This window comes from Gordonibacter sp. RACS_AR49, from assembly GCF_030418435.1.
Taxonomy (GTDB): Bacteria; Actinomycetota; Coriobacteriia; order Coriobacteriales; family Eggerthellaceae; genus Gordonibacter; species Gordonibacter urolithinfaciens.
Genome location: NZ_JAIUDM010000001.1, coordinates 479,584 through 503,350 on the forward strand (window position 1 = coordinate 479,584; position 23,767 = coordinate 503,350).

Annotated in this window: 22 protein-coding genes and 1 tRNA gene; 2 read left to right on the forward strand and 21 right to left on the reverse strand. The window is 68.3% G+C overall.

The genetic code is table 11. From position 1 onward, the window contains the following. The 17 genes from LB310_RS02055 to cpaB all read right to left on the reverse strand — a co-directional run bounded on the left by LB310_RS02055 (position 1) and on the right by cpaB (position 13,984). The gene (locus LB310_RS02055; protein WP_301154273.1) at positions 1-681 is read right to left on the reverse strand and encodes a hypothetical protein; all 681 of its coding nucleotides are present in this window, start codon (positions 679-681) and stop codon (positions 1-3) included. Continuing rightward, a complete protein-coding gene (locus tag LB310_RS02060; protein WP_301154274.1) occupies positions 678-1,163 on the reverse strand; it encodes a hypothetical protein in 486 nt (161 codons plus the stop codon). Before LB310_RS02060 ends, LB310_RS02055 begins: the two co-directional genes overlap by 4 nt. Before the next feature lie 107 nt (positions 1,164-1,270). Then, positions 1,271-1,789 carry a TadE/TadG family type IV pilus assembly protein gene (locus tag LB310_RS02065; protein ID WP_278805329.1) on the reverse strand — a complete coding sequence of 173 codons (519 nt, stop codon included), beginning with the start codon at positions 1,787-1,789 and terminating at the stop codon, positions 1,271-1,273. After that, positions 1,776-2,009, reverse strand: a complete 234-nt coding sequence (locus LB310_RS02070; protein ID WP_154270831.1) for a hypothetical protein — start codon at positions 2,007-2,009, stop codon at positions 1,776-1,778. Before LB310_RS02070 ends, LB310_RS02065 begins: the two co-directional genes overlap by 14 nt. A 64-nt stretch (positions 2,010-2,073) precedes the next feature. Beyond that, entirely contained in the window at positions 2,074-2,970 is an 897-nt protein-coding gene (locus tag LB310_RS02075; RefSeq protein ID WP_301154279.1) for a helicase associated domain-containing protein, read from the reverse strand. Positions 2,971-3,820: 850 nt separating this feature from the next. Beyond that, entirely contained in the window at positions 3,821-4,285 is a 465-nt protein-coding gene (locus LB310_RS02080; protein WP_278805331.1) for a DUF192 domain-containing protein, read from the reverse strand. Between the two features lie 2 nt (positions 4,286-4,287). Continuing rightward, positions 4,288-4,719, reverse strand: a complete 432-nt coding sequence (locus LB310_RS02085) for a hypothetical protein (protein ID WP_096227726.1) — start codon at positions 4,717-4,719, stop codon at positions 4,288-4,290. Positions 4,720-4,748: 29 nt separating this feature from the next. Next, entirely contained in the window at positions 4,749-5,189 is a 441-nt protein-coding gene (locus LB310_RS02090; RefSeq protein ID WP_278805332.1) for a hypothetical protein, read from the reverse strand. Next, positions 5,180-7,420, reverse strand: coding sequence for a molybdenum cofactor biosynthesis enzyme (locus LB310_RS02095; protein WP_278805368.1), 2,241 nt, complete (start codon positions 7,418-7,420; stop codon positions 5,180-5,182). Before LB310_RS02095 ends, LB310_RS02090 begins: the two co-directional genes overlap by 10 nt. Further along, on the reverse strand, positions 7,417-7,992 hold the full coding sequence (locus LB310_RS02100) for a TadE/TadG family type IV pilus assembly protein (RefSeq protein ID WP_278805333.1): 576 nt from the start codon (positions 7,990-7,992) through the stop codon (positions 7,417-7,419). The genes LB310_RS02095 and LB310_RS02100 overlap by 4 nt, the downstream gene beginning before the upstream one ends. 36 nt (positions 7,993-8,028) lie before the next feature. After that, the gene (locus tag LB310_RS02105) at positions 8,029-8,196 is read right to left on the reverse strand and encodes a hypothetical protein (protein ID WP_224767945.1); all 168 of its coding nucleotides are present in this window, start codon (positions 8,194-8,196) and stop codon (positions 8,029-8,031) included. 56 nt (positions 8,197-8,252) lie between these two features. Beyond that, on the reverse strand, positions 8,253-8,498 hold the full coding sequence (locus LB310_RS02110; RefSeq protein ID WP_278805334.1) for a hypothetical protein: 246 nt from the start codon (positions 8,496-8,498) through the stop codon (positions 8,253-8,255). 75 nt (positions 8,499-8,573) lie between these two features. Next, positions 8,574-9,581: a type II secretion system F family protein gene (locus tag LB310_RS02115; protein WP_278805335.1), complete on the reverse strand. Its 1,008-nt coding sequence runs from the start codon at positions 9,579-9,581 to the stop codon at positions 8,574-8,576. Further along, on the reverse strand, positions 9,578-10,558 hold the full coding sequence (locus tag LB310_RS02120) for a type II secretion system F family protein (protein ID WP_278805336.1): 981 nt from the start codon (positions 10,556-10,558) through the stop codon (positions 9,578-9,580). Before LB310_RS02120 ends, LB310_RS02115 begins: the two co-directional genes overlap by 4 nt. Continuing rightward, complete coding sequence (locus tag LB310_RS02125; protein ID WP_278805337.1) at positions 10,528-11,853, reverse strand: CpaF family protein; 1,326 nt, start codon at positions 11,851-11,853, stop codon at positions 10,528-10,530. The genes LB310_RS02120 and LB310_RS02125 overlap by 31 nt, the downstream gene beginning before the upstream one ends. After that, entirely contained in the window at positions 11,841-13,268 is a 1,428-nt protein-coding gene (locus tag LB310_RS02130; protein WP_278805338.1) for a chromosome partitioning protein ParA, read from the reverse strand. Before LB310_RS02130 ends, LB310_RS02125 begins: the two co-directional genes overlap by 13 nt. Continuing rightward, on the reverse strand, positions 13,265-13,984 hold the full coding sequence (gene cpaB / locus LB310_RS02135) for a Flp pilus assembly protein CpaB (protein ID WP_278805339.1): 720 nt from the start codon (positions 13,982-13,984) through the stop codon (positions 13,265-13,267). Before cpaB ends, LB310_RS02130 begins: the two co-directional genes overlap by 4 nt. Before the next feature lie 410 nt (positions 13,985-14,394). Between cpaB and LB310_RS02140 the strand changes: the two genes are divergently transcribed. Then, positions 14,395-14,469 (forward strand) — tRNA-Val (locus tag LB310_RS02140). 117 nt (positions 14,470-14,586) lie between these two features. Here LB310_RS02140 and LB310_RS02145 read toward each other — a convergent pair. After that, complete coding sequence (locus LB310_RS02145) at positions 14,587-15,102, reverse strand: ferritin (RefSeq protein WP_087190038.1); 516 nt, start codon at positions 15,100-15,102, stop codon at positions 14,587-14,589. A gap of 191 nt (positions 15,103-15,293) precedes the next feature. Further along, positions 15,294-16,529 (reverse strand): hypothetical protein, encoded by a 1,236-nt coding sequence (locus tag LB310_RS02150; protein WP_278805340.1) that lies wholly within the window; start codon positions 16,527-16,529, stop codon positions 15,294-15,296. Between the two features lie 240 nt (positions 16,530-16,769). On the opposite strand from LB310_RS02150, the gene LB310_RS02155 reads away from it, so the two are divergent. Further along, the gene (locus LB310_RS02155; protein ID WP_278805341.1) at positions 16,770-19,910 is read left to right on the forward strand and encodes an ABC transporter ATP-binding protein/permease; all 3,141 of its coding nucleotides are present in this window, start codon (positions 16,770-16,772) and stop codon (positions 19,908-19,910) included. Between the two features lie 55 nt (positions 19,911-19,965). On the opposite strand, the gene LB310_RS02160 is transcribed toward LB310_RS02155, so the two are convergent. Both LB310_RS02160 and LB310_RS02165 read right to left on the reverse strand, forming a co-directional pair. Beyond that, positions 19,966-21,072, reverse strand: coding sequence for a DUF559 domain-containing protein (locus tag LB310_RS02160; RefSeq protein ID WP_278805342.1), 1,107 nt, complete (start codon positions 21,070-21,072; stop codon positions 19,966-19,968). Positions 21,073-21,159: 87 nt separating this feature from the next. After that, the gene (locus tag LB310_RS02165) at positions 21,160-23,718 is read right to left on the reverse strand and encodes a LuxR C-terminal-related transcriptional regulator (protein ID WP_301154288.1); all 2,559 of its coding nucleotides are present in this window, start codon (positions 23,716-23,718) and stop codon (positions 21,160-21,162) included. Between the last annotated feature and the right edge of the window lie 49 nt (positions 23,719-23,767).

Here is a 23,767-nt window from a genome sequence, read left to right on the forward strand (position 1 = left end):
TCATGGCTCCTTCCTCTCTGCAAGCCCGCCCGCCGCCGCAACGGCAGCACGAACTTCGCGGTCTAATTCAGCGGGTCCGTCATCCAACCGGTCGAAGCGCCCCCGCAACAGCGCCGTCGAGTCGGCGCCAGTGGCCAGTTCGAACACCTCGCCTCCCGACCCGTCGGGTCTCCAAACCACCGATCCGGCGAACGGCTCGGCCACCACCACCCGTTTCGACGCCACGGGCAGCGACTCGATGCCGAACCCGCGCGCGAACACCGTGGGCACCTGCTCCTGCAGCTGCACCGCTATGCCCCATACGCGGCGCGAGCCCGGCAGCTCCTCCTTCGGCACCTCGAAGAACCACACGGCGACCGCCCCGAAGAACCCATCCGCTCGCAACGTTTCCGCAACCCGATGCGCAACCGCGAGCCCCGGGTCGTCGGCATTCTTCGCCATCAGCGCGAACGAGGCGTCGAAGCAGGCATCGCGCGCTGCGTCGACCGCGTTTTCCTGGCGAACCTTCGCCGCGCACGCGATGCCCTGGTCGACCGAGAACGCGAGCACGGCGAACAGGAGCAGCACCGCCGTCACCGCCAACGGCGCAATGGTGCCGTGCTCGCCCGGCATGCGGTGCAGGTGAAGGGCATTGCGCGGCGATCGGACGCGCAACGCCCTCTTGTCGACAGCACGGCTCATGCCCCTACCTCCACTTCCACGATCCTTCCCGCCATCAACTCGCACACGACGTGCCGCGCGATCGTACAGTGGGCCAGCCCCGGGATCGCCGCCAGGGAAGGCAGCTCGTAGCGCACGTCGAATGACACGCTCACGGCGTCCGTGCGCTGCACCACTCCCGCGTCCGACCTGGCGCCCTCCTCGCCAGCTCCTCCGCTTGGCGCCATTGCAGCAAGGCGCGCGCCCTGCATCGTGGCAAGCTCCTCGGCCCGCACGTTCGAAACCGTCAGAAGATCGGGTCTTAGCTGCGTCGCCGCACCCAGCACCTCGTCTGCCACGAACCGCTCGCGATCGGCGGCCAGGACGAGCCCGGCCGTGTCCATCTGTCGGCAGGCGCGCGTGAGATCGGCCGTCAAGCGGCTGACGGAGAGCATCATGGCGCCCGCCTGCACCGCCGCGAACACCACGAGCAGCACAAGCGACACGGCAACCACGGATTGCACGATCTCGCTCCCCCGCTCGGGTGCACCCCGCACCCGCAAACCGCCTCTTGCCGGAGCGCCAGATCCCGCCCGCGCACCGCATCCCGGCCACCTGCCTTTCCCCGCCCTCATGCCGCCTCCCCCCGAGCCGTCTCGTCGACCGACCCGCACGCCCTGGCCGTGCACGAGAACACCGGACCGGACTCCTCCTGCGAGAGCAGGGAGCCGATTGGCGTCAGGTAGCGTGCTCGCACCGAGAGCTCGACCGCCACCGGGCACGTACGCGTACAAACGCTGCGGACGGCGAACGAGCCGTCCTCGTCGTCGTGCAGCCGGTAGGCGATCTCCCGCTCCACGGCGCCGCCCACCTCCGCAGCCACGGACAGCTCCAGCTCCGCGGCGCCCAGCGACGGCGCCGCCTCGAGAGCGGCCACCCGCAACCGGTCCGGAAAGGCCGTCGCCGAAGGGGTCGTCTCCACGAAACGGCATACGGCGTGGGCGGCCGTGCTCGCCTCGGCACCCAGGAACGCGACGCGCCCCAGGTCGATGGCCGCAAACAGGAACGTGAGCAGCAGCGGCATGGCCGCCACGGCGACCACGACGCTGCCGCCCCGCTCGGATCGGAAGGAGCGCCTACTTGGCCGCACCGTTCGTCACCTTCGAGAACAGGTCGGTGATGTTCGTGCCTGCCGTGGTAATGGCCGTTTGAATGTTGCCCTGCAGCAGCATGAGCGCCGCCCCCAGGCCGACGGCGAAACCGAGCACGATCACCGTCTGCACGATCTCGGACCCGCCTCCCTCCTCTCCGCGCACGACGAGCGCCTTAAGCTTGCTGTGCTGGTAGGACCGATTCTTCTCCTGCTTCATGATGGAACTTCCCTTCTCTCACGTTTTCAAAGATCCTTTCGGATCCCGTCTTCCCTTATCGCGCTCATGCCAACGTCACGCCGACCGCCGCGCCGCAAGCAAGCCAGGCCGAGAGAAACGGCGCCATGGGCATGCCGTCGCCCAGCTTGAGCCTGCCTGCCACGCATCCGGCCAGGGCCGCGAGGCCCGCGAGCACATAGCAGGCCGCGAACCCGCACAGGGCGCCGGCGCCCGTTGCCAAGGACAGCGCCCCCATGCAACGAACGTCGCCCCTGCCCACCGCCCCGCCAGGACAGCGTGCGCCCAACAGGCGGTTCGCGAGCGCCGAGCCCGCCGCCACGACAAGCGCAACCGCCAAGCCGGTTGCCGCACCCTCGGGACCGCAGGCGAACAGCTGGAACGCCGTGCCCGCCACCGCCATCAACCCGCATGCCTCGAGCGGGATGGCCCGCGCTCGCAGGTCGCAGACTACGGCCGTGGCCATGGCTGCCGCGCATATGCCCAACATCGCGGCAGCGGGCGCGCTCGGGGCGATGGCCGCCGCGACGGCGAACGCTGCCCCAAGGGCCGCCGCGCAGAGCATGCGGGACCGGGGGCGAGGCTCGAACGAGTAGCGCCGGCCACGCTCGTCGGCGGTCCCCGCTGCTTCCAGGCCCCCGACCTTGAACCCGACCCCGGCGAGCGCCTTCAAGCGCTCCTCGGTGAGCGAGCCCGCCAAGCCAGCGGCAAACGCCTCGTCGCGCCATATGCCAACCGCCCCCTCGGCCCCCGGCGCCGCACTGGACGGCTCGTTCCCGGGATGAGCGCGCTTGAACGCGCGGTAAGCTTCCAGCGACTCGTCCCACCAGGCGTCCGCCCGCTCGCGCACCCGGTGCAGCAGCACGTCGCTCGCCCAAGGGACGAGAAGCCAACCGAACGCGCAGCCGAGCATGGACGCCGCGATGACGTACGGTGCGCTCATGGCCTTGCCCTTTCGCCAGTTGCCGGCACCGGAAGGCCGGCATGCCTTCCCCGCCTGGCGGCGAGGGCAGCGGGCGCAGGATCGTCTACCGGCACGTCCCCGCCGGGCAGGCGGCCACCCGCCTTCGGCGCATCACGCGGAACCGGCGCACGGGCGGCGGCCCCTTCCCCTTCGCGCAGAGGGCAGATGCTGACCACCAACGACAGGGGGCCGGTTCCCGCCTCCCCGCCTAGCGGGAGAGTTCCGTACGCCTCCGCCGGCCGGGCGCCTCCGCCCGTTGCGCCGGATGCGCGCGCAACGCCGCCCGGCAGCTCGAAGCGCACGATCCAGCCTGCATGGTCGAACGGCGCCGCGGGAAGACCAATGGCAGGCCTCGCGTGGAGCGCCGCACCTTCGGGACGCTCCACATCCCCGGCGGTAAAAGGACCGCCGGCTCTACAGGCGGCTCCCTCCGCATTCGGCCGCGATGCCGGCGATAAGCGGGCAGGCGGCTCGCCCGCAATGCAAGCGCCGCCTCCCGCGGAGGGAACGCCACCTGCAGCGGAGGGATCGCCCGTGGCAGAAGCGTCGTCCGACGGCATCAGGGGCTGCGTCCGGGGACCTGCCGGCTCGTGGGGTTGCGTCCGCGCTCTTGCCTGCTCCTGGGAGCGCATCTGCGTATTCGCCTGCAACCGGTGCTGCGTCTGCGCGCTCGGGGGCACCGACGCGGCGCGCTGCGCGACATCGGCGGGCTCCCAGGCTGCATCCTCAGGCGCAGCCGCAACCTGACCGCCACCCTCGAACCGGTGCAGGCAGCCGTAACAAACCTCGGCGTCTTCGAAGGTGCGCGCCCGACACACAGGACACGTCTTCATCTGGCAACCTCCCTTCCACCGGATATCACTACCTGATCTCCTTTCGCGAACCACGGCGAATCGCACGAGGCGAAGCGCTCCACGACGGCCACGGCCTTGGCATTGCGCAGCCGGCGCAGCGGGCCGACCGAGCGATGGGCCTCCACGACCCTCCCCAGGCGATCCACGAACGCCACGTCGATGGCATGGCGCATGCCCACCGTGTGCACGTCGTTGCACGACACCAGCAGCAGCGCCTTGTCGCTCGGACCGCTGAGCAGCAGGCCCGCTGCCTTGCTCCGCGTGCGCGTAGCCAGCATGAGCGCCGTGCGCGCCTCGTTCCGATCCCCCTCGCCAGCATTCGGCGATACCGTTATACGGGCACGTCCGCGCGGGCCCTGCTCCGGCTGCGGTACGTCGCCCGCGGTGGCCCTTCCTCCCGGCACGCGGTGCCGCGCCCCGATTTTCGCTTCCTCAACCATGCCTATCCCTTCTCGTCGGCCGTCGCGCACTGCACGACGACGCTCGTCGTATCCCCTGCCCTCACGCACGAGACGTAAGCCCACCGGAACCGACCCGTCTCCTTCACGAACGACCCGCCCGCGCGGTCGCCGGAGGGCACTGCCTTCCACCCGCGTTCGTCCAGCAAGCTCCTCACCTCGTCGAACGCTCGCGCCGGATCCTTTTCCACCTCGTACCCAACCACCGATCCGCCAGCCCCTACCCGCAGGCCGGCGAAGCCTTCCGCAGGCACCACCTCTTGCGAGAAGCCCTCGGGGAGCCGAGGGGGCTCCCGCGATGCGGCCGCACCGTCCACCGCCAAGACGGCCGCCTCGCGCAGCACGCCCGGACGCACCGCCCTCCCCACAGCGTCCACGGCCAATACCGCGACCAGCAGCAGGGCAAGGGCCGCCACCGCCCGACGCCTGCGGTGTGCGGGCGCGCTCACAGCAGCATCCCCGGCTTGTACGGGTCCACCGTCAGGGACACCGCATGCTCCAGGCGAGGCAAGGCCACCCCGAACACCGACGACTTCAGACCCAGGCCGAACAGCGTCGGCGAGAACTCGATCGTCGCGGTGAAGCGAGCATGGCCGTCGGCCGTGCCCTCCACCGCCACCCGGGTGCCCAGATAGGGGCGGTCGAACGCCTGCTCCACCGTCTGCGCAACCTGCGCGCAGCTCTGCTCGAGACCCTGCCCGTATGCCGGCGACGCCGCATGCACGCGTACCGCCTCGCGAGCCACCCGGTCGAACGCCGCGCACTCCGAGAAGAAAAGAAGCGCGTTCACCGCTATCACCGCCACTGCCAAGAGCGCCGGGAACACCACGGCCAACTCCACCGTCATCTGCCCGCGCTCGCGGGCATCCGCCTGGGCTACTCCCATGTCTTCACCCCTGTAACCTGCGCGTACAACGAGCGCAGGGCGCTGGCAGCACTGCTCGCGAACCCCGCTGCGGCGTCCTTCGCCGCCTGCGGCAGCGCGATGGTCACCGGGATGGCCGGGCCCTCGTCGCCGAACAGCCGCACCGAGGCGATCTCGATGGTGCCGTCGAGTCCCGCGATCGCCTCCACGGCAGCCGCCTCCGCCGCCGTGATGACCGACGAGAACAAATCGGTCGACGCCAGAGGATGCGCCACGGCCCGAGCCTTTACGGCAAGGAACCGTGCCGAGAACGAAGAGCCCTCCGCCCCCGCCACGTGAGCCGAGCTCACGAGCACCGGCTTGAGCGCTTCGAGCTCCGCCGGCTCGAGGCCCAACGCCTCCGCAGTCGCCTTGAAGGCGCCTGCCGCCCACGTTCCCAACCCGCTCGCACTGGCGAACGGCAGCGCGCCCACAGCGTTCCCAACGGCCTCCTCCACGGCCTCCTGCCCTTCCAGGTAGGCCCCCAGCAGCCCCGACCAGCAATCGAGCACCACGCCGAGCGCGCCCACCGCCGCACCGCCCTCCTCCCGCAGGCCGTCGAGCAGCGACGAGACCACGCTGCGACCCTCGTCAGACGGCTCGGCGAGGAGCGTTGCGGCCGACACGGCGGCCCGCACGCCCAACGAGCCGGCCTCGTGCACATAGCCGCTCGCGAACCCGGTGGAGGCGGCGGCCGCAGCCGTGTTCGCCACGAAGGCCACCACGCCGAACCGACCGGGAGGGGCGACGTCGATGCGCATGCCGCCCGCACGCTGAAGCACGTCCCGACAGCGTTCGAGCAATCCGCCGGCCTTGCCTTTCACCTCGGCCGCGAGCGGATCCAGCTTCGCGCGCGCCTTCTGGTACTCGTCGGCAGCCTGGGCCACGGCCTCGTAGTGGTACTCGAAGCCGTTCTGGATGGACGTGGAGGCGGCGGCCACCTTCCCCATGCTCGCGGCGGTGAACCCGCAGGCGGGGCAGGGGGCGCTCCCGCCCGCCTCCATCTCGGCGATGGAGGCCGCACCCGCCGCGCCTCCCGCCTCGGGGCACCCGTGCCAGGCATGCACGACCAGGCTCCCGGACCCGTCGACCGTCGTCGGGTAGACCGCCTCCGTATACAGCGCCGTCCCGCGCATCTCGTCCGTGTTCTTCGGCAGGTGCGGGAAGCGCGCGTCGAACGAGTCAACGCTCTCGTGCACGTAGCCGCGCCCCACCTCGTCGGCCGCATAGGCGTAGAAGCGCTGGCGCAGGGCCGACCGGACCCGCTCCTCCGTCGACGATCCCTCGGGGGCCTCCACGGCCAGGCGGCGCGCATAGTAGGCGCGGGCCCGGTCGAGGGCCACCGAGAACGACCAGGCATCGACGCTCGCATAGCGCGGGTTGTCCGCCCCGGCCATGCCGGCCAGCGTGCGGGCGCGCTCGCTCATGCAGTACGAAGGATCGTCGCCGCAATCGCGCAGGAATGCACGCTCTTTCCAGGCATTCGCCTCCCGGGCCGCCTCCTCGGCGTCCGCGGCAGCCTGGCGGATACCATCCGCCTCGCGCTCGGCATCGTCCACCAAGTCCCCCGCGCCCTCCGCAGCGCCCACGCCCAGCTCCTCACCGTCGGCCGGCACCAGCACGGCGAGCGCCACGTACGAGGCGCCCATCGGGCCTCCGTCATTCGCCGAGGCGGTCGAGGCAGCGTTGGCTGCCGCCAGGAAGGGCAGCGCCTTCTGCAGGCGGTTCAGCCCCGCAGACGCCTTCTCGGCGAACTCGTCGCGCGCCTCCACCACCTTGCGTGCGGCCTTGAGCAGCGCCTCGGACGCGCCCGCCGTCGCAGGCGTGCACAGCGCGGCCACGCCCAGGCCGGCCGTCGCCGCCCCCGTGAGCGAGAGCGAGAGCACCACGGCGTCGCACACCCGCACGGCGATCATGAACTCGGCCACCTCGTTCTCGGCGGCGAGCGCCGCCGCATCCGCCACATTCTGCACATCGGCCGAAGCCGAGCTCACGCGGTACACCTGCGCCGACGTGAACACCAGCGCCAACGTGACGAGCAGCGCGCAGGCAACCCCCGCCGTGGTGAACCCGGCCTCGTCGCGGAACAGGGCGAACGGCTCGCGTGCCAGCACGGCACGTCGTCGCAAGACAGCGCGCAACCAGCCCGGCACCGTGCCCCGGCGCCCCGGCAGGCATCCGTCCGCATCCTTCGCAAACAGCTTCCCGCTCATCGCAGCCACGCCCCGATCCATGCCGCAGGGTCGCGCCCTGCCTCGGCCCCATCGACCCACGTAGGCTGCACGGGCAACGAAACCGTCGTCTCCAGATGCAAGTTGCCCGCTGCGTCGGTCATGCCGAGCAGCGTCGCGCCCACATCCAGCAGCGGCAGCGGGCGCACGTCGGTGCCCACGGACACGCTCACCATCTGAGACCCCTCGTCACCCGTCATCACGATGTCCCAACTGCAGCCCCCATGGTGCACGTGGAAGCAGTCATGAGGAGGCACTGCGCCCAAGCGATGACGCACGAACGCCTCGCAGCTGCCGTCCATATCGCCCAAAGCGGCGGTCTTGGTGGCGAGCAGCCGGCAACCCTCCGCCGCCGCGCCCTGCATGACCATGCGGTCGTACAGCAGGATGCCCGGCTGCAACAGCAGAAGCAACGCCGTGAACAGCACCGGGATAAGCACCGCTGCCTCCACGGTAGCCTGCCCCCGTTCGCGGGCCGCGAAACCAGATGGCACGCTCCGTAGCCGTCGCACGCCCAGCGCCCCACAACCGAACCAGCGTCCTTGACCCGCCACGACTGCCTCCTTCCCTTTCCTCTCTTGATCAATCGCCTAGTACAGGAACACGTCCGCCACCGCTCCCGGGGCGGCGCCCTGCACGTGATGCGACGCCGCTATGAGCGCGTGCTCCACGAACAGGCCTCCCTCGAAGGAGCGCCAGAGCGCCCCGCATGCCACGATAACCGCGAGCAGCCCGGCTGTGACCAGCGCGAACTCCACCGTTCCCTGCCCTTGCTCATCGTCGGGCCCCATCCGGGGCCAAGCGCGATCGCCGCTCACAGCCCGTTGATGCCGCTGGCTATGGCATCCCACAGCTCCTGCAGCTTCGGGCGGAACACCGTGATAGCCAGGATGGCTATCACCACCAGCACGCCCACCAAGATGGCGTATTCGGTGGTACCCTGCCCTTTCGCCTGCACGAGTCTTGCCCGGCAGGCGACCGCCCAGCGCAGGAGATCCACCCGAAACCGCTCGCTCCAGCGCTCCCACGCCACCCGTCCCGCTGCCATCCGCTTCTTCATCGAACGCTCCTCTCGTCTCAACAAGTCCATCCCCCAGTCGGCCTCCACAGCCGCCCCGCCGCTGCCGCGCTGCCATCAAACCCCGTTCGCCAGCTCCAGCAGCACCGGGCCCAGCACCAGCAGCAGCATAGCCGGGAGGATGAGGGCGCCCGTGGGCATCATCATCTTCACCGGGGCCTTCGCCACCCGCTCCTCCAGGCGCGCGCGATGCTCGGCGCGCGCCTCCGCTGCAGCCGCCTCCAGGCTCCCGGCCAGCGAGGAGCCGAACCTAAGAGATCGCACCATGCTCTCCACCACGCGCGCGAGCTGCTCCGAGTCATACGTGGCGGCCAGATCGCGCAGCGCCTCATCGCGCGTCGTGAGCCCCAGCGACCAGCGGCGCCGGGCCGACGCGCAGGCCTTCGCAAACTGCGTGTCGAAGTGTGCGCCGTACAGCTCGAAGCTGCGGTCGAACGACAGCCCGCTGCGCAGACCCAGGGCCGTCACCTCCAACATCTCCGAAAGGTGGCGCTCCACCTCCTGCGCACGCCGCCGCTCGGTATCGCGCACGGCCCAGCGTGGAGCCAGCGCACCCGACGCAAGCCCCACCACGCCGAGAAGTGCCATGAGCTCGTTCGACAGCGCCGCCCCCGCCAGGCCGCCGACGGCGGCGAGCCCCAGAGCCAGGCGCACACGACACTCGCGAAATCCTTCGGGGCTCACCCCGTCGGCAAGGCCCGCCTTGCGCGCATGCGCCGCGAACCAACCGGCGCCGCACGCATCCGCCGGCGTCCCCGCACCGCCTGCCGCAGGTACCGCCGAGCCCGCAGCCTGCCGGCCGTTCCCACCCGGCTGTACCGGCACGGCGAGCGGCCGCACCGCGCCAAATGCGAGCCGGCGGCTCAGATCCGCCGCATAGCGCACAACCGCCCCGGCGCACCCGCCTGACACCGCGCCGCCTGCTGCTTCGGCGTCCGCCTTGCCGAGCGCCGCCCGCCGCCGATCGGCTGCACGTCGGCGCCGCAGCGCCCCCTGCACCAGGCATGCGCCGGATACGCCGGCGAACGCGCAGGCGAGGGCCGCCAAACCCTCCGCCCCGCTCACGACGCCGCCCCGGCCGCCAGCACGCGCCGCACCATGCCCACGCCCGCCGCCTGCATGCCCAGCGCCAGGCCCAAGAGCGCCCAACCGGCCGGGCTGGCGAAGAACGGGGACAGGAAGTCCTCGCTCACCAGCGAGAACACAGCCACCAACGCGAACGGCATCACGCTCACCACCTGGGCCGACAACTTCGCCTGCGCCGTCTGGACCTTGAGCGAGCGCCGCAGCGCCAGCTCGCCCTCCACGGAGTCGCGCGCCGCATCGAGCACCTGCCTCATGCTGCCGCCCGTCTGGTGCTGCACGTCCAGGGCCACCGCGACGAACGCAAGCTCCGAGGCGCCGGAGCCTTGCCGCAGTCCCCCGAGCGCCTCCGTCGCGCTCCCGCCCGTGTCCAGCACATGGGCCCCATGCGCGAACAGGCTGCGCAGGGGCCCGTCCGCCTCGCTCGCTACCTGGGCCAGCGTCTGCTGCAGCGAGAGACCAGCATCGAAGCACGTTCCCATCGACCGCAGCACATCAGGCACGGCGTCCCGCACGGAGTCGCCGCGCCGGTCGGCCGCCGCGCGCGCGAGCCCGGCCGCCCCCGCCAACGCGCAGACCACGATGGCAACCGCGCCCACCGCGCTCCCCGTAGCCGCGAAGGCCACGGCGCCCAGTACCACGCACGCTGCAACCATGCAGGAGAGCAGCGCCCGCTCGGTGGTGACGTAGCGGCGCTCGGCCAGTAGCTGCACGGCCCCTCCCGCGAACCGCCGCACGCGGGCGCTCGCCAACAGCCGCTCCGCAATCGGGCTCGCCACCGCGAAGCCGTTGCGGAGCCGCCACGCCAGCCTTCCGGCACGCGGCGCGTCGGCTCCGCGCGCCATATCCGCCGCATCGCGGCGTCGCGGCACGACCGAACGCACGCCCGAGGCCAGCAGCGCCGCCGACGCGAACGCCAGCCCCGCGCTCAGGCCGCCAAGCAGCACGCGCGCATCCATGCGTCCACCTCCGCCCGCCCGGCGCATCCCCGCAACGGCAGGTCGGCTATCCATGCCGGCACGGCCGCCCACGTTCCGCGCGCCTCCGCTTCCCTGCGCTTGAACAGGGGGTCAACCACGCAGCGCCGCCGCTCGCGGTCGTAGGACAGCGTTACCACCTCGGCAATGCGCCGTGAGCCGTCCAACGCTCGCGTTGTTTGCACCACCAGGTCGATGGCGCTTGCGATGTTCGCCTCGATCACGTCCACGGGCAGGTCGGCCCCGTAGCGCACCATGGTGGTGAGGCGCGCCACCGACTCCTCCGGCGAGTTCGCGTGCAACGTGGTAAGAGAGCCGTCGTGCCCCGTGTTCATGGCCTGCAGCATGTCGAGGGCCTCGGCACCCCGGCACTCGCCCACCACGATGCGGTCGGGCCGCATGCGCAGCGCGTTCGTCACCAGGTCGCGGATCGTCACCTCGCCGCGCTCCTCCGCGTTGCGGGGACGCGCCTCCAGCCGCACCACGTGCGGGTGCTCCAGGAACCGCAGCTCGGCCGAGTCCTCTATCGTGATGATACGTTCCTCGTGCGGGATGGCGCACGACAGCGCGTTAAGCAGCGTGGTCTTGCCCGACCCCGTGCCGCCCGACACCGCCACGCTCTTGCGGGCCCGCACCGCCCACGTCAAGAACGTGCGCATGGCCCCGTCGAACGACCCGAGCGCCTCCATGTCCGCAAGCGTCATCACACGTTGTGCGAACTTCCTGATGGTGAGCACGGGGCCGTCCAGCGCAAGCGGCGGGATGACCGCATGCACCCGGTGGCCCTGTGGCAGGCGCGCGTTCACCATGGGCGACGACTCGTCTATCCGGCGGCCCAGCGGTCCCAGCACGCGGTCCACGAGCGCCCGCAGCTGATCTTCGTCGGCGAAGCGCTGCTCGCTGCGGTACAGCCGCCCGTCACGCTCGAAGTACACGCTTCGCGGACCGTTCACCATGATCTCGGTGACGGTGTCGTCTGCGAGCAGCCCTTCCAGCGGGCCGAAGCCGAACACGGTGTCCAAGAGCTCGCCCTCCAGTCGCGCGCGTTGCGCGGCTGGCACATCGGCCCAGGCCAGGCTCTCGAACACGCGACGGCAGGCGCTGCGCACCTCGCTACGCGCACGGCCGGGATTCTCTGCCTGCAGAGCCGCCACTTCGTCGGCGGACACGATCATCTGAACCTGCTCCTTCAGCGCGTCGAGGCCCAAAGCCCCCTCCGCCCCCTCGCGAGGGCACGCACCGTTACCCGCACGCTCCACCCTTTCTAGCAGGGACATGGGGCACCCCTCCTTCCACTGCGGCGCCGGCTGCGGCCGAATCGGCGCTCCCGGCGTCCGTCGCTCGGCTCGGCCAGGGAGAGCGTGCGTCCCTCGCAGCCGGGCAGGATATCCACCAACACGTGCTCCAAGCTCGTGCACAGGTCGTTCTTCACCGCGATGAGGTCGAGCGGCTGACCAGCTCCCATAAGCTCCTCCACCTCGCTCCCGCCGTCGCGCAGCTCCACCGCCGGGACGCCGCGCAGCGCGCACGACACATCGATCGACGTGAGCGGCGCGCCCTTGGCGCAGCGGTTCGCCGCGAACAGGAACGGCCCCGTGGCAATACCGCAGCGGGAGCACAGCTCCAGCGCATGCCGGCAGGCGCGCAGCGACGAGGGCCGCTGGTCCACCAGGAACAGCGCCTTGGAGCAGCGCTCGAGCAGCAGCGCGTGCTCTTCCGCCCACGATGCGCCCGTGTTCGCCACCACCACGTCGAAGCGGCCCTGCAGCTCGTCCAGCAAACGCGGCGCCTCGCGCACCACCGCCTCGGCATCCTCCAACCGCTTCGGCGCGGCGAGCACCGCAGGCACCAGCCCATCGGGCGCAAGCCCCTCCAGCCGCGCGGGCGCCGACAGCGCTTCGTCCACGGCAAGCGCGTCGGGCACGCCCACCAGCTCGTGCGCATCGCCGAAGCGCAGGTCGAAATCCAGCAGCAGCGTGCGGTATCCCAAACCTTGGGCGAACAGCGCCGACAGCGCGGCCACCGTGCTCTTGCCCGCACCGCCGGAGCCGCTCACCACCGGCAGCACGAACGCCGGGCGCCCCGAAACCGCCGGCCGGGAAGCTGTCGCCGGGACCGGAGCGAACCGCACGGCCGAGCGCGGAGCACCGGAGTCCCGGCCTTCCGCAATCGGCTCTCGGCCGAAGGCACCTCCCGAGGCGGCTGCTCCGCCAAACGCAGGCGTGCCGCTTCCCTGGCCGTGCTCGCGCATCGCCCGCGCCGCATCGTCGCCCACCATACGGGCCTTGCCCGATGCTAGGCCGGGCTCCCTCGCGACTCCCTCAAGCGCATGCCGGCGCTTCGACGCGGTATAGCGCTCGACGAACGCTTGGCGCGTGAGCGACGCGTCGATTCCGGCGGCCGTCGCCCGACTCATGAGCGAACCGGTTCCCTGGAAAGCCAGCAGGCACACGCGCAGGTCCGCCCGATCGCGTTTGAGCGCAGCCGCCAGGTTGATGGGCTCCACGTCGTCGCAGCCCGCAACCCACGCCTCGGCCACGCTGCGGTCCGTGCAAAGGAACCGCCGCGCCTCCTCGCCCGACGAGAACAGCCGCAGCCATTCCTGTCGCGCCAGGCTCTCGCCTGCCAGCCCGATGAGGTCGGGCCTTCGGATGCTCTCGGCATCCGCGCACAGCGCCACTGTCGGCATCATCGCGACCCCTCCCTCGAAGCATCCGAACCGACCGTCGAGCCAAGGGCCAACCCGGCAGCCCCTCCGCCCCCCGTGGCGTCACCCGACGCCGGCAGCGCGAAGTACAGCTCCGCCTTCCGCGAAGCCGCGATGACCTCTTGCACCGATTCCGGCTCCACGGCCACCGTCACCCAGGTCACGTCGGCCGTCACCGCACCGTCGGCCCCGCCCGCACTCGTGGCCAGCACCAGCACGTCGCGCGCCACGGCCGTCGTCGACGTGTCACCCGACGCGTACAGGTCGGCCCGCGACCCCGGCGCCAGCGCGCCGCCCACGGCCTGCACCGTCTTCGCCGGCACGCTCAGCGCGGCGAAACCCGCTGGGACGTCGATCGAGGTCGACACCTCGCCGAACCGCTTGAGCGACAGCACCTCGCCCGCCAGGATTGACGACGTTGCCATGCGCCCCACCACATCGCCCGCGGCGCGAACGGCATCGGCGGGCAGCAGGTCGGCCACCCACAGCTTCGTCTCCACCGCCGCTGCGTCGAGCTTCTCGCCCACGGCTACGTCGCGCCGCGCCACGCATACCTCCACCTGCTCGCCCCCGTACCGGGCAAGCGCTTCCGCACGGGCTGCATCTGCCTCGCCGCGCACGCTGGTCAGATAGGCGAGCACGCACGCCGCGCACAGCACGCCGCAGGCAATGCCCGCCACCGTCGTCTTCCTTCGTCTCATCGTCGCCTCCGCATCCGGGATTCCGTGCTCCCAGTATGCATCCGCAACCTTGCCCGGGAACCGTCAGGGCACTCCACGCGGAACCGCCCCGATCTTGTACGTTTCCAGCATCCCGACCGTCGGAACCATGCACGGATCCAACGTGGATCCAGCATGGGTCAAGCGGAAATCCAAAACCCCCGATGCCGAGGCGGGCGTACCGGGGACCGCGCGCGGAACACGGACGGTGGAAAACCTCCCCGCCCGCGCGATGCGCCCAAGGCGCCTGGCGCACCAACGGCCGTCACGTATCGCAACAGCGCCTGTCGAATGGAAAATGAAAGAATGCTGCGCCGGCCCGCTGCATTGCGCGAACCAGCATTCTGTGGGAGAATGAATGACCCGCCGTCATCCGACGCGTTGCGGGACAAGGGCGATTGGCGCAGCGGGAGCGCAGGTGCTTTACACGCACAAGGTCAGCGGTTCGAATCCGTTATCGCCCACCAAAAGCAAAAGGGTCGCAAGCCAAAGCCTGCGACCCTTTCTCGTCATCCCCCTGCGAGGAGACCCCTTCTATCTTCAACCGCGCGCCCGTCCGCTTGCCGGAAGGGCGCGTCTGTGCGCTACGCGTTCGCGAGCGGCGTGGGCGCCGTATACGCTCGTGCTGCGTATTCCCGGTCCAGGTCGTAGAGCGCCTTGGCATCGGTGCCGAACAGCTTCATCTTCGTGATCATGTCCTCGGCGTTCGCCTCCTCCTCCAGCTGCTCCTCGATGAACCAGTCCAGGAACTTCATGGTGCGGTAGTCCTTCACGTCGTGGGCCGCACCGTAAATGTCGTTGATCAGGCTCGTCACGTACTTCTCGTGCTCGAGCGCGGCCTCCAGCGGCCCGAGGTACGACGAGAACGTCTTGTCGGGCTGGTCGATGCCCTTCAACTGCACGGACTTGCCGTTGTCCAGCAGGTACTTGCGGAAGATCAGGGCATGGTCGCGCTCCTCGGCCGCCTGGATCATGTACCAGTTGGCGAAACCGGACAGCCCCTCGTCCTCGTAGTAGTCGGCAAACGACATATAAAGGTAGGCGGAATACAGTTCCTTGTTGATCTGGTCGTTTAGCAGCTCGTACACTCGCTCGTCCATGATTCCTCCTCGGAGTCACGCTGCGCGCCAGCCGGCACCGCAGCTACCATCATTGCCGGAATCAATGATACTCCCACTCCGCGGGAAGGGGAAACCGCCGAGGAAGGACTCCCAGAATCAGCACAGGACCACCCGGCGCAGGCCATCGCGCCGCACGACGCGGGCCACGCCCCCGCCGCCCCCCGCCGCCGTCAGTCGCCGCCCTCCAGGGCATCGACCGCCTCGCATTCGCATGCGGTTTCGCCGCCCGAGGAACCCGGCGCTGCCGCATGCGCACGCATCGCAGTACGCCAAACCTCGCCCAGCAGCACGGCCCCCAGATAGGCCACGAGCAGCACCAGCGCAAACCAGCGCGAAGCCCCAGGCCCCAAGAGCTGGAATACAAGCATGCCCAGCGCCAAGCTGGCAGCGCAGCTGGCACAGAACGCTGCGAACATCTTCGAGAACCCCACCTCGGAGCTTTTCGCAGACCAGAAAAGCACCACGAGCCCCAGTACGTTGATCGTCGCAACGCCCAAGTACGAAAGAATCGAGAGCACCATCCCGTCCAAGCCGGGGAACAGCCCCGACAGCAAGGGGCTGGCCAGCATCAAAGTCGCCGCTATGGGGAGCGCCACCCGGTAGAACGCCTCCAGCATGCCGCCCTGGGGCTCGTGCACGCGCGCGGCAACCCGCCATACCACTGCAACCACCAGCACGTACGCCAAGGGCTTCGGCACAATGCCGGAGCCCGGACCGGCGGCCAGCGGCCAGAACGTCAGCCCGATGACGAAGAAGTTGAACATGAGGCCCACCACGGCCGCCCATCCCTGGCGCATGACCTGCCAAATGGATACATGCGGCACCCACCGTTCCTCACGGTCGCGCAACCCTGCCCTAACCTCGTCCGCCCGCACGATGTCGCTGGCCAGAAGCGGCAGGCCGCCGCTCAGCACCAGCACGATGAGCCCCAGGCAGAACAGGAAGGGCGAGCCGGCATGCACCATGGCGAACCACCACAACGACGCCAGCAGGAACGACAGCCCCGTATTAAGCAGCGCGCCTTGGAACGTGAACGAGCGGTAGAAGCGCCCCCATTGCCTCAGCAGGCACGTCAGGCCGAAGCCCAGCAGCCCGCCCGAGCACACGGACACCATCGGTGCCGGCAGCGCGTCCAGCAGCAGCGCGAAGGCGATGCCCGCCCCGGCGCTCGCCAACCCCACACCGATAGACCACCGTCGCTGCTCGTCGTCGTGCGCCGACACGGCCACAGCCAGGCAGAGCGCCGCCGCCCCGCCGAGGAAAGCGCAGACGAACAAGTCAGCAGCGCCGGCCTTCTCGAGCGCGTACAGCAGAATGTTGTCGGCATGCAGGCACAGGGCGATGCTCGCAAGGACGCAAGACAGCGCAAGGCTCACCGGTGACCATGCGCGCGCGAGTGCCTTCATCGTGACGTTTTCCTTCCTTCATTCGAACCACACATTATAAGGCAAAGCGGCAACGCACCCGGGGGCATTCCGAAATAGGCCCTCCAGAAACCGCGCGTCAAAGGTAACCGTTCGGTAAACTCGGTGAAGATTGGGGATTCTCAGCACGGGCAAGCGGGAGAATCGAGCATGATTGACGGACTATCAACCATTGCGTTACACCTGCGCTTCCTCCACGAAGCGTGCCCTGAAAGGCTCCTCATGCTGCAACTGCTCAACATATGCAAGTCCTACACCACGGCGGACTTCACGCAAACCGCGCTCGACAACGTGTCGGTGTCGTTCCGCGACAACGAGTTCGTGGCGATACTCGGCCCCTCCGGCTCGGGCAAGACCACGCTGCTCAACATCGTGGGCGGCCTCGACCACTACGACTCGGGCAACCTCGTCATCGACGGCATCTCCACCGAACAGTACAAAGACAAGGATTGGGACGCCTACCGCAACAACCGCATCGGCTTCGTGTTCCAAAGCTACAACCTCATCCCCCACCAGACGGTGCTCTCCAACGTGGAGCTGGCGCTCACGCTGTCGGGCGTGTCGCGCGCCGAGCGGCACGACCGCGCCGTGGCCGCGCTTGAGCAGGTTGGCCTGGGCGACCACGTGAACAAGAAGCCGAGCCAGCTGTCCGGCGGCCAGATGCAGCGTGTGGCCATCGCGCGCGCCCTCATCAACGACCCCGAGATCCTGCTCGCCGACGAGCCCACCGGTGCGCTCGACTCGAAGACGTCGGTGCAGATCATGGACTTGCTCACCAAGATCGCGAACGACCGCCTGGTCATCATGGTCACGCACAACCCCGAGCTCGCGGAGCAGTACGCCACCCGCATCGTGAACCTCTCCGACGGTGTCATTCGCAGCGACACCGACCCGTTCATTCCCACTGCCGAAGACCTGCGCGTAAGCGAGAAGCCCGTGCGCCGCACGAAGATGTCGTTCCTCACGGCGCTCGCGCTGTCGTTCAAGAACCTCATGACGAAGAAGGGCCGCACGCTCATGACAGCGTTCGCGGGCTCCATCGGCATCATAGGCATCGCGGCCATCCTGGCGCTGGCCAACGGCGTGAACAACTACATCAAATCGGTCGAGGAGGAGACGCTTTCCGAGTACCCCCTGCAAATCCAGAGCACCGGCTTCGACATGACGTCCATGATGTTCGGCGCGGCGGGCGAGGGCGGGGAGGCCTCGGGTGGCGCCAAGGACAAGGGCGAAGACTCCGTGCATGTGGTGGAGATGGTGTCGAACATGGTGTCGAGCATCGGGTCGAACGACCTGGCCTCGCTCAAGGAGTACCTCGATTCCGGCGAGAGCGACATCGACCAGTACACGAACGCCATCGAGTACACCTACAACGTGGCGCCGCAGATATACAGCTCGAACACCGAGAAGCTGCGACAGGTGAATCCGGACAAATCGTTCTCGGCGCTGGGACTGGGCTCCTCCACGAGCTCGAACAGCCTCATGTCCATGAGCATGAGCACCGACACGTTCTACGAGATGCCGAGCGACCCGGGCCTCTACCAGAACCAGTACGACGTGAAGGCCGGACGCTGGCCTGAGAGCCCCACCGAGGTGGTGCTCGTGCTCACCGGCAACGGCGGCATGAGCGACCTCATGCTGTACACGCTGGGCCTGCGCGACCCCGCCGAGCTCGACGACATGGTGAAGAAGTTCGCGGCCGAAGAGGAGATCGAAGCCCCCTCCGACCTGGCGGATCCCTCTTACGAGGACATTCTGGACGTCACGTTCAAGCTGGTGAACGCCGCCGACTACTACCAGCGCGACGACGAGTTCAACGTGTGGAAAGACAAGACCGATGACACCGACTACATGCGCGACCTCGTGGCGAACGGCGAGGACGTGCACGTGGTGGGCGTGGTGCAGCCGCGCGACGACGCGACGGCCACCATGCTGAGCTCGGGGCTGAACTACCCCGCCTCGCTGACTTCCTACGTGATCGACCAGGCCGCCGACAGCGCCATCGTGAAGGACCAGATCGCGCATCCCGACACGAACGTGTTCACCGGCAAATCCTTCGACGACGAGGAGGCCGAGGAGAGCGGCTTCAATATGGACTCGCTGTTCACCATCGACGGCGATGCCATACAGGCCGCGTTCACCATCGACCAGAGCAAGCTGTCCGTGGACATGTCCAACGCCTTGAACCTGCAAGGCAGCCTGCAGAACATGCCCGCCGCTCCCGAGCCGAACATGGACGAGATCGCCGGATCGCTCAACATCGACCTGCCGGTCGACCAGGTGTCGGCGCTCATGTCCAAGCTTATGGAGGGCTATGCAGGTTACTTGAAGGGCTTCTACGAGAGCAATTCCCCAACGCTGCCCGACGGTAGCGCCAATCCGTCGTACGACCCCAACGCCAAACCGGAAAGCGCCCAGGAATGGATGAACCGACCGGAGATCCAAGCTCAAATCGCTGGAGCCATCCAGGGCATGGTCGACCAGGACGCCCTCAAGGCCCAGCTTGCCACCGCCCTGCAAGGGTACGTCCAAACCACCATGACCACCTACATGGGGGCAATGGCGAACGAGCTGCAATCGCAGGTGACCGCCGCGCTCCAGCAATCGATGAACCAGATGGCGAACAATATGGCCTCGGCCATGTCCATCGACCCCGACAAGTTCAAAGACGCCTTCCAGATGAACATGAGCGAGGAAGAGCTCGGCGAGCTGATGATGTCACTCATGAACACCGAGGACACCTCGTACGACAACAACCTCAAGAAGCTGGGCTACGCCGACCCTGCCAAGCCGGGCGGAATCGACATCTACCCCATCGACTTCGAGAGCAAGGAAAAGGTCATCGAGATCCTCGACGGCTACAACGATCGCATGACCGCCGAAGGGCAGGACGACAAGGTCATCACGTACACCGACTTCGTGGGCACGCTCATGTCCTCGGTCACCGACATCGTAAACATGATCAGCTACGTGCTGGTGGCGTTCGTGGCCATCTCGCTCGTGGTGTCGTCCATCATGATCGGCGTCATCACCTACATCAGCGTGCTCGAGCGCAAGAAGGAGATCGGCATCCTGCGCTCCATCGGCGCCAGCAAGGGCGACATCAGCCGCGTGTTCAACGCCGAGACGATCATCGTGGGCTTCACGGCCGGCGTCATCGGCATCGGCCTGACTGCGCTGGCCTGCATACCCGCCAACGCCATCGTCTACTCGCTGTTCGACGTGGCGAACGTGGCCTCCCTGCCATGGCAGGCGGCCGTCATCCTGGTGGCCATCAGCGTGTTCCTCACGTTCCTGGCCGGCCTCATCCCTTCGAGTGCCGCCAGCCGCAAAGACCCCGTGGAAGCGCTGCGAAGCGAATAGCTCGCAGACGGACGTCCGGTCGGTCAAGCATGAGACCGACCGGCGACGCCGCTTCTCACTTGAGAGGATCGCCCATCGGCGACAAGCCGTATCGCGATCCCTCGAACAGTTTGGTCCGCAGTCTCAATCGAACCTGAGAGAACGAAGGATCTCTGAATCGAAGACGTCGCCCCAGGTGAAGCGCCAGCGTCTCGGCCACCGCATGTGTGGCGGCAACGCTGTTGAACTGCTTCCTGGTTACCGCAACCACCGTGAACCCCATCGTCTCCAAGACGGTCCGGCGCGCCTCGTCGCTCGCCCTGCGGTCCGCGTCCAAATGAAGCGAGCCGTCGTACTCCACGTCAAGGCGGCGCTCGGGCCAGCAGAGATCGCCCACGAAGTAGCTTTGGCGCACATGCGACTTCAACGTCGAGGGAATGTCGATACGGTGATTCAGCTCCGGCTTCTCGAACCCATACCCTCCCAACCGATACGGCAGGCACAGGCACATGCACAGTGCGGTCTCTCGCGGAGAAGCGGAGCCGCCGACCACCTGCTTCAGAGCGGCGAGCGCGTTCTTGCGACCGTTCACCCCGTGCATCTTTTCGGCAAACGCCGACAGCTTCGCAACGGACGTCAAAGGCTGGCACTCGCGAACATCGCCGTCACTCACATCGTATGTGCCGCACAGCTCGAAACCCAGCATAATCAGCTCGACCATCGACAGGCTATTCGCCATCTGCAAAAAGCACAGCTCGGGCGAGCAGACGCAGAAGCCGTTCTGCGTGTCGAGCACCGATCCTTTCGGCAGCGGGCCGCTCCACACGTGGCATACGAACTCGCTGGACGGACGTCGTAGCTCTTGACCTGCCACGATGGCGTGCAGCGGACGGGCGAGCCACCAAGGTCCGAGCACTTTTTCCGACGAAAGGCTCGGTACAGACGAAAGCAGCGACCGCGCACGAGAGACCCTGACAAAGCTGCGCGACCCCCTGCGCACGGACAACCAGTATTCAAGCGCCGATATGTGGCTCAAAACGAGAGGCATGGTGCCATAGTACGGCGTTTTTTCGCAATCCTCTTCATTTTTGGCAAAAAATTTCGATAATGTACGGTCTTTTACGGACGACGGCAGCGTCTCGATGCAAAAGACCAGGTCGCGTTTTTCACGTACGATGCACATTCGTACATTATCGAAATTTCGTGGCAAACCAGAGCACCTAGCGCCTAGATTGGGATGTCCCGCCCCCCTGATCGGAGCGAACCGCCCCTACAGCAGTCCCAGCTCTCGCGCGCGCAGGACGGCATCGGGCGCGGCGTGGACGTCCAGCTTGCGGTAGGCCGCCTGCACGTGGCTTTTCACCGTGGGCAGCGTGAGGCCGGTTTCGGCGGCGATCTCGGCGTTGCGCAGGCCGCGCGCAAGCAGCTCTAGCACGCGCTTCTGCTGCGGCGACAGTTTCACCGGCTTGGTGCGCACGCCGAGGTTGGCGCATACGCCGCGGAAGCGCCGCGCGCGATCGTGCGCGGCCAGGTAGGTCTCCTGCACGAACGCGCGCTCGAGCGGCCCGTCGTAGCCCGGGCGCGCCAGACGCTCGACCAGGCTCTTCAGCACCGGCTCAACCGCTGCGCCCTCGTCGGCCACGACGCGGAAGAATCCGTAGGGCGCGAGCGCTTCCATCCCCTCGAGCAGCACGTCCACAGCCTCGGCCCGTCGCCGCGCAGCCCATAACAGCGCCGCCAGGAGCGCGCACGCCTCGCCCACGTCGAGCGGGCGGTTGAACGACCGCCCGAATGCCCGCAAGCGTTCCAGCAAGCGTTCGGCCTCGTCCGCCTCCCCGAGCACGATGAGCGCTCGCGCGGTGGTGAAGTGCTGGAACGAGCGCACGAACTCGATGCGCTCGACATCGGTGACAAAGTACTCGTCCAGCCACGCACGCGCCGCGCGCTTGTCCGCATTGAACAGCGCGAGCTTCGCTCGGTACGCTTTCAGGTTGGGCAGGAAATGCGGCGCTCCCGTCTCCGTGAGCGCCACGAGGTCGTCGAGCGCAGCCGCAGCCTCCGATTCGCGCTCCATCTGCCACAACGTCGCATGCTTCATCACCATGATGCACACGCGCCCGTCCTCGCGGTTCTCCGGCACGAGCGCCTTCTCGGTTTCGCGCAGGCCAGCGAGCGCCTCGTCCAGTCGATTGCGCTCGTAGGCGAAGCATGCAGGCAGCAGCGGACGCACGTAGCCCCATTCCGCCCCCAGCAGCGGTGCGAACGTGCGGCCGATCAGCTCCATGCCGCCGTCTTCCAGCACGATTGCCGAGTAATCCACGTTGCTGCGATGCGGATAGGGCAGGTTGTGCGTGAACGACGCGATCTCGGTGGCCAGCCCCGCCGGGGTGAAGCGCCTCACGAACCGGCCGAACAGCGAGAACTTCCGCGCCTTCTCGATGATGGTGGTGCGGTGGTCCACGCTGTAGGCCAGAAGCGCGAACTCCATGAACCGCGAGTCCGACGCCGCGATGCGCGGCAGGGCTCGGTACAGCTCGTCCAGGTGGTGCTCGAACGCCGTGCGCTGGCTGGTGAGATAGAAGTACCACGCGGCCAACACGCGCAAGGGCGGGCATACGCGGTACGCGTCGGCGGGAAGCGACTCGATGTCGAGCGTGCGCAGGAAGTCCGCGTAGTCGGCAACCGAGCCGCGCGCGTTCTCGAACAGGAACAGCAGCAGGTAGGTGTCCATGCCGGAGAAGTCGCCGCTCTCGAACCAGAACCGCAGGGCACGCGTGTAGTCGTGCCGGTCGCGGAAGTGCTCGGCCGCGCGCTTGCAGAGCGCCACGCGATCCACGCCCGCCTCCGTGGCCTTCTCGCGCAGAAAATCGCGGAACAGGTGGTGGTAACGGTACGTGTCGCCGCGCAACCGCGAGAGGAAGGTGTTCGTGCGGGCGAGGCGTTCCATGACCTCCTGGGCGTCGTCGCGCCCGGACAGCAGCGCCGCCAACGTCGGGTCGAACTCCTCCGCCACGCTGGTGGCCAGGCAGAACGCGCGCAGCTGGTCGTCCCAAGCACCCCACACCTGCTCTTCGAAATAGCTGGCGAACAGGTAGTGGCCGTTGCGTCCGTCCGTGCGATCCGACTTCGCGAGCGCCGCCACGCCGATGGCCCACCCCTCGGTGGCCGCGTGCACAAGACGCGTCTCGTCGGGCGTGGGAAAGCGGCCGAGCGCGTTGAAGTAGCCGCGTATCTCGTCGGGCGCGAATCGCAGATCATCCGCCCCGAGCACCGCCGGGCCCTCCGCGCCGCCGAGCGCGCGCCATTCCTCGGGCAGCTCGGCGCGCGACAGCAGCAGCACGGCGAACGCGCCGGGCAGGCGGCGGAGCACGGCGGGCAGCGATTTGACGATCTCGCGGTTGTGAATGAGATGCATGTCGTCGACGATCAGCGCGTAGCGACGCTCGAGCGGACGCATTTCCATCACAAGCTGCACCGTGTGCTCCACAGGCGATGCGGAAAACGTCGGGCTTTCCAGCACGGCGCGCATGGCTGCGTTATCCGGCTGGATGGAATAGAGGCCCCAAGCAAGCTGCTTGTAGAATACCGAGGGCACATCGTCGTAGCGGTCGAGGCCGATCCACACGCACGCGCGTTTCGCCTGCTTCAACCACAGCAGCGCCGACACCGTCTTGCCGCTGCCCGCCGGCGCGCCCAGGTACACGAAGCGCCGCGCACGGACGGCTCGGCCGATGGCATCCACCACCCGCAGGCGCGGCGCGCACACGTCGGGAAGGTCCGCCGGTGCGAACTTCTCGCTCAGAATCAGCTCTGCGTCGTCGCGCTCCATAGCATCCCCCTCGTTCCCTTTTGAGAAAAAAGTATATCGCCAAAACCTC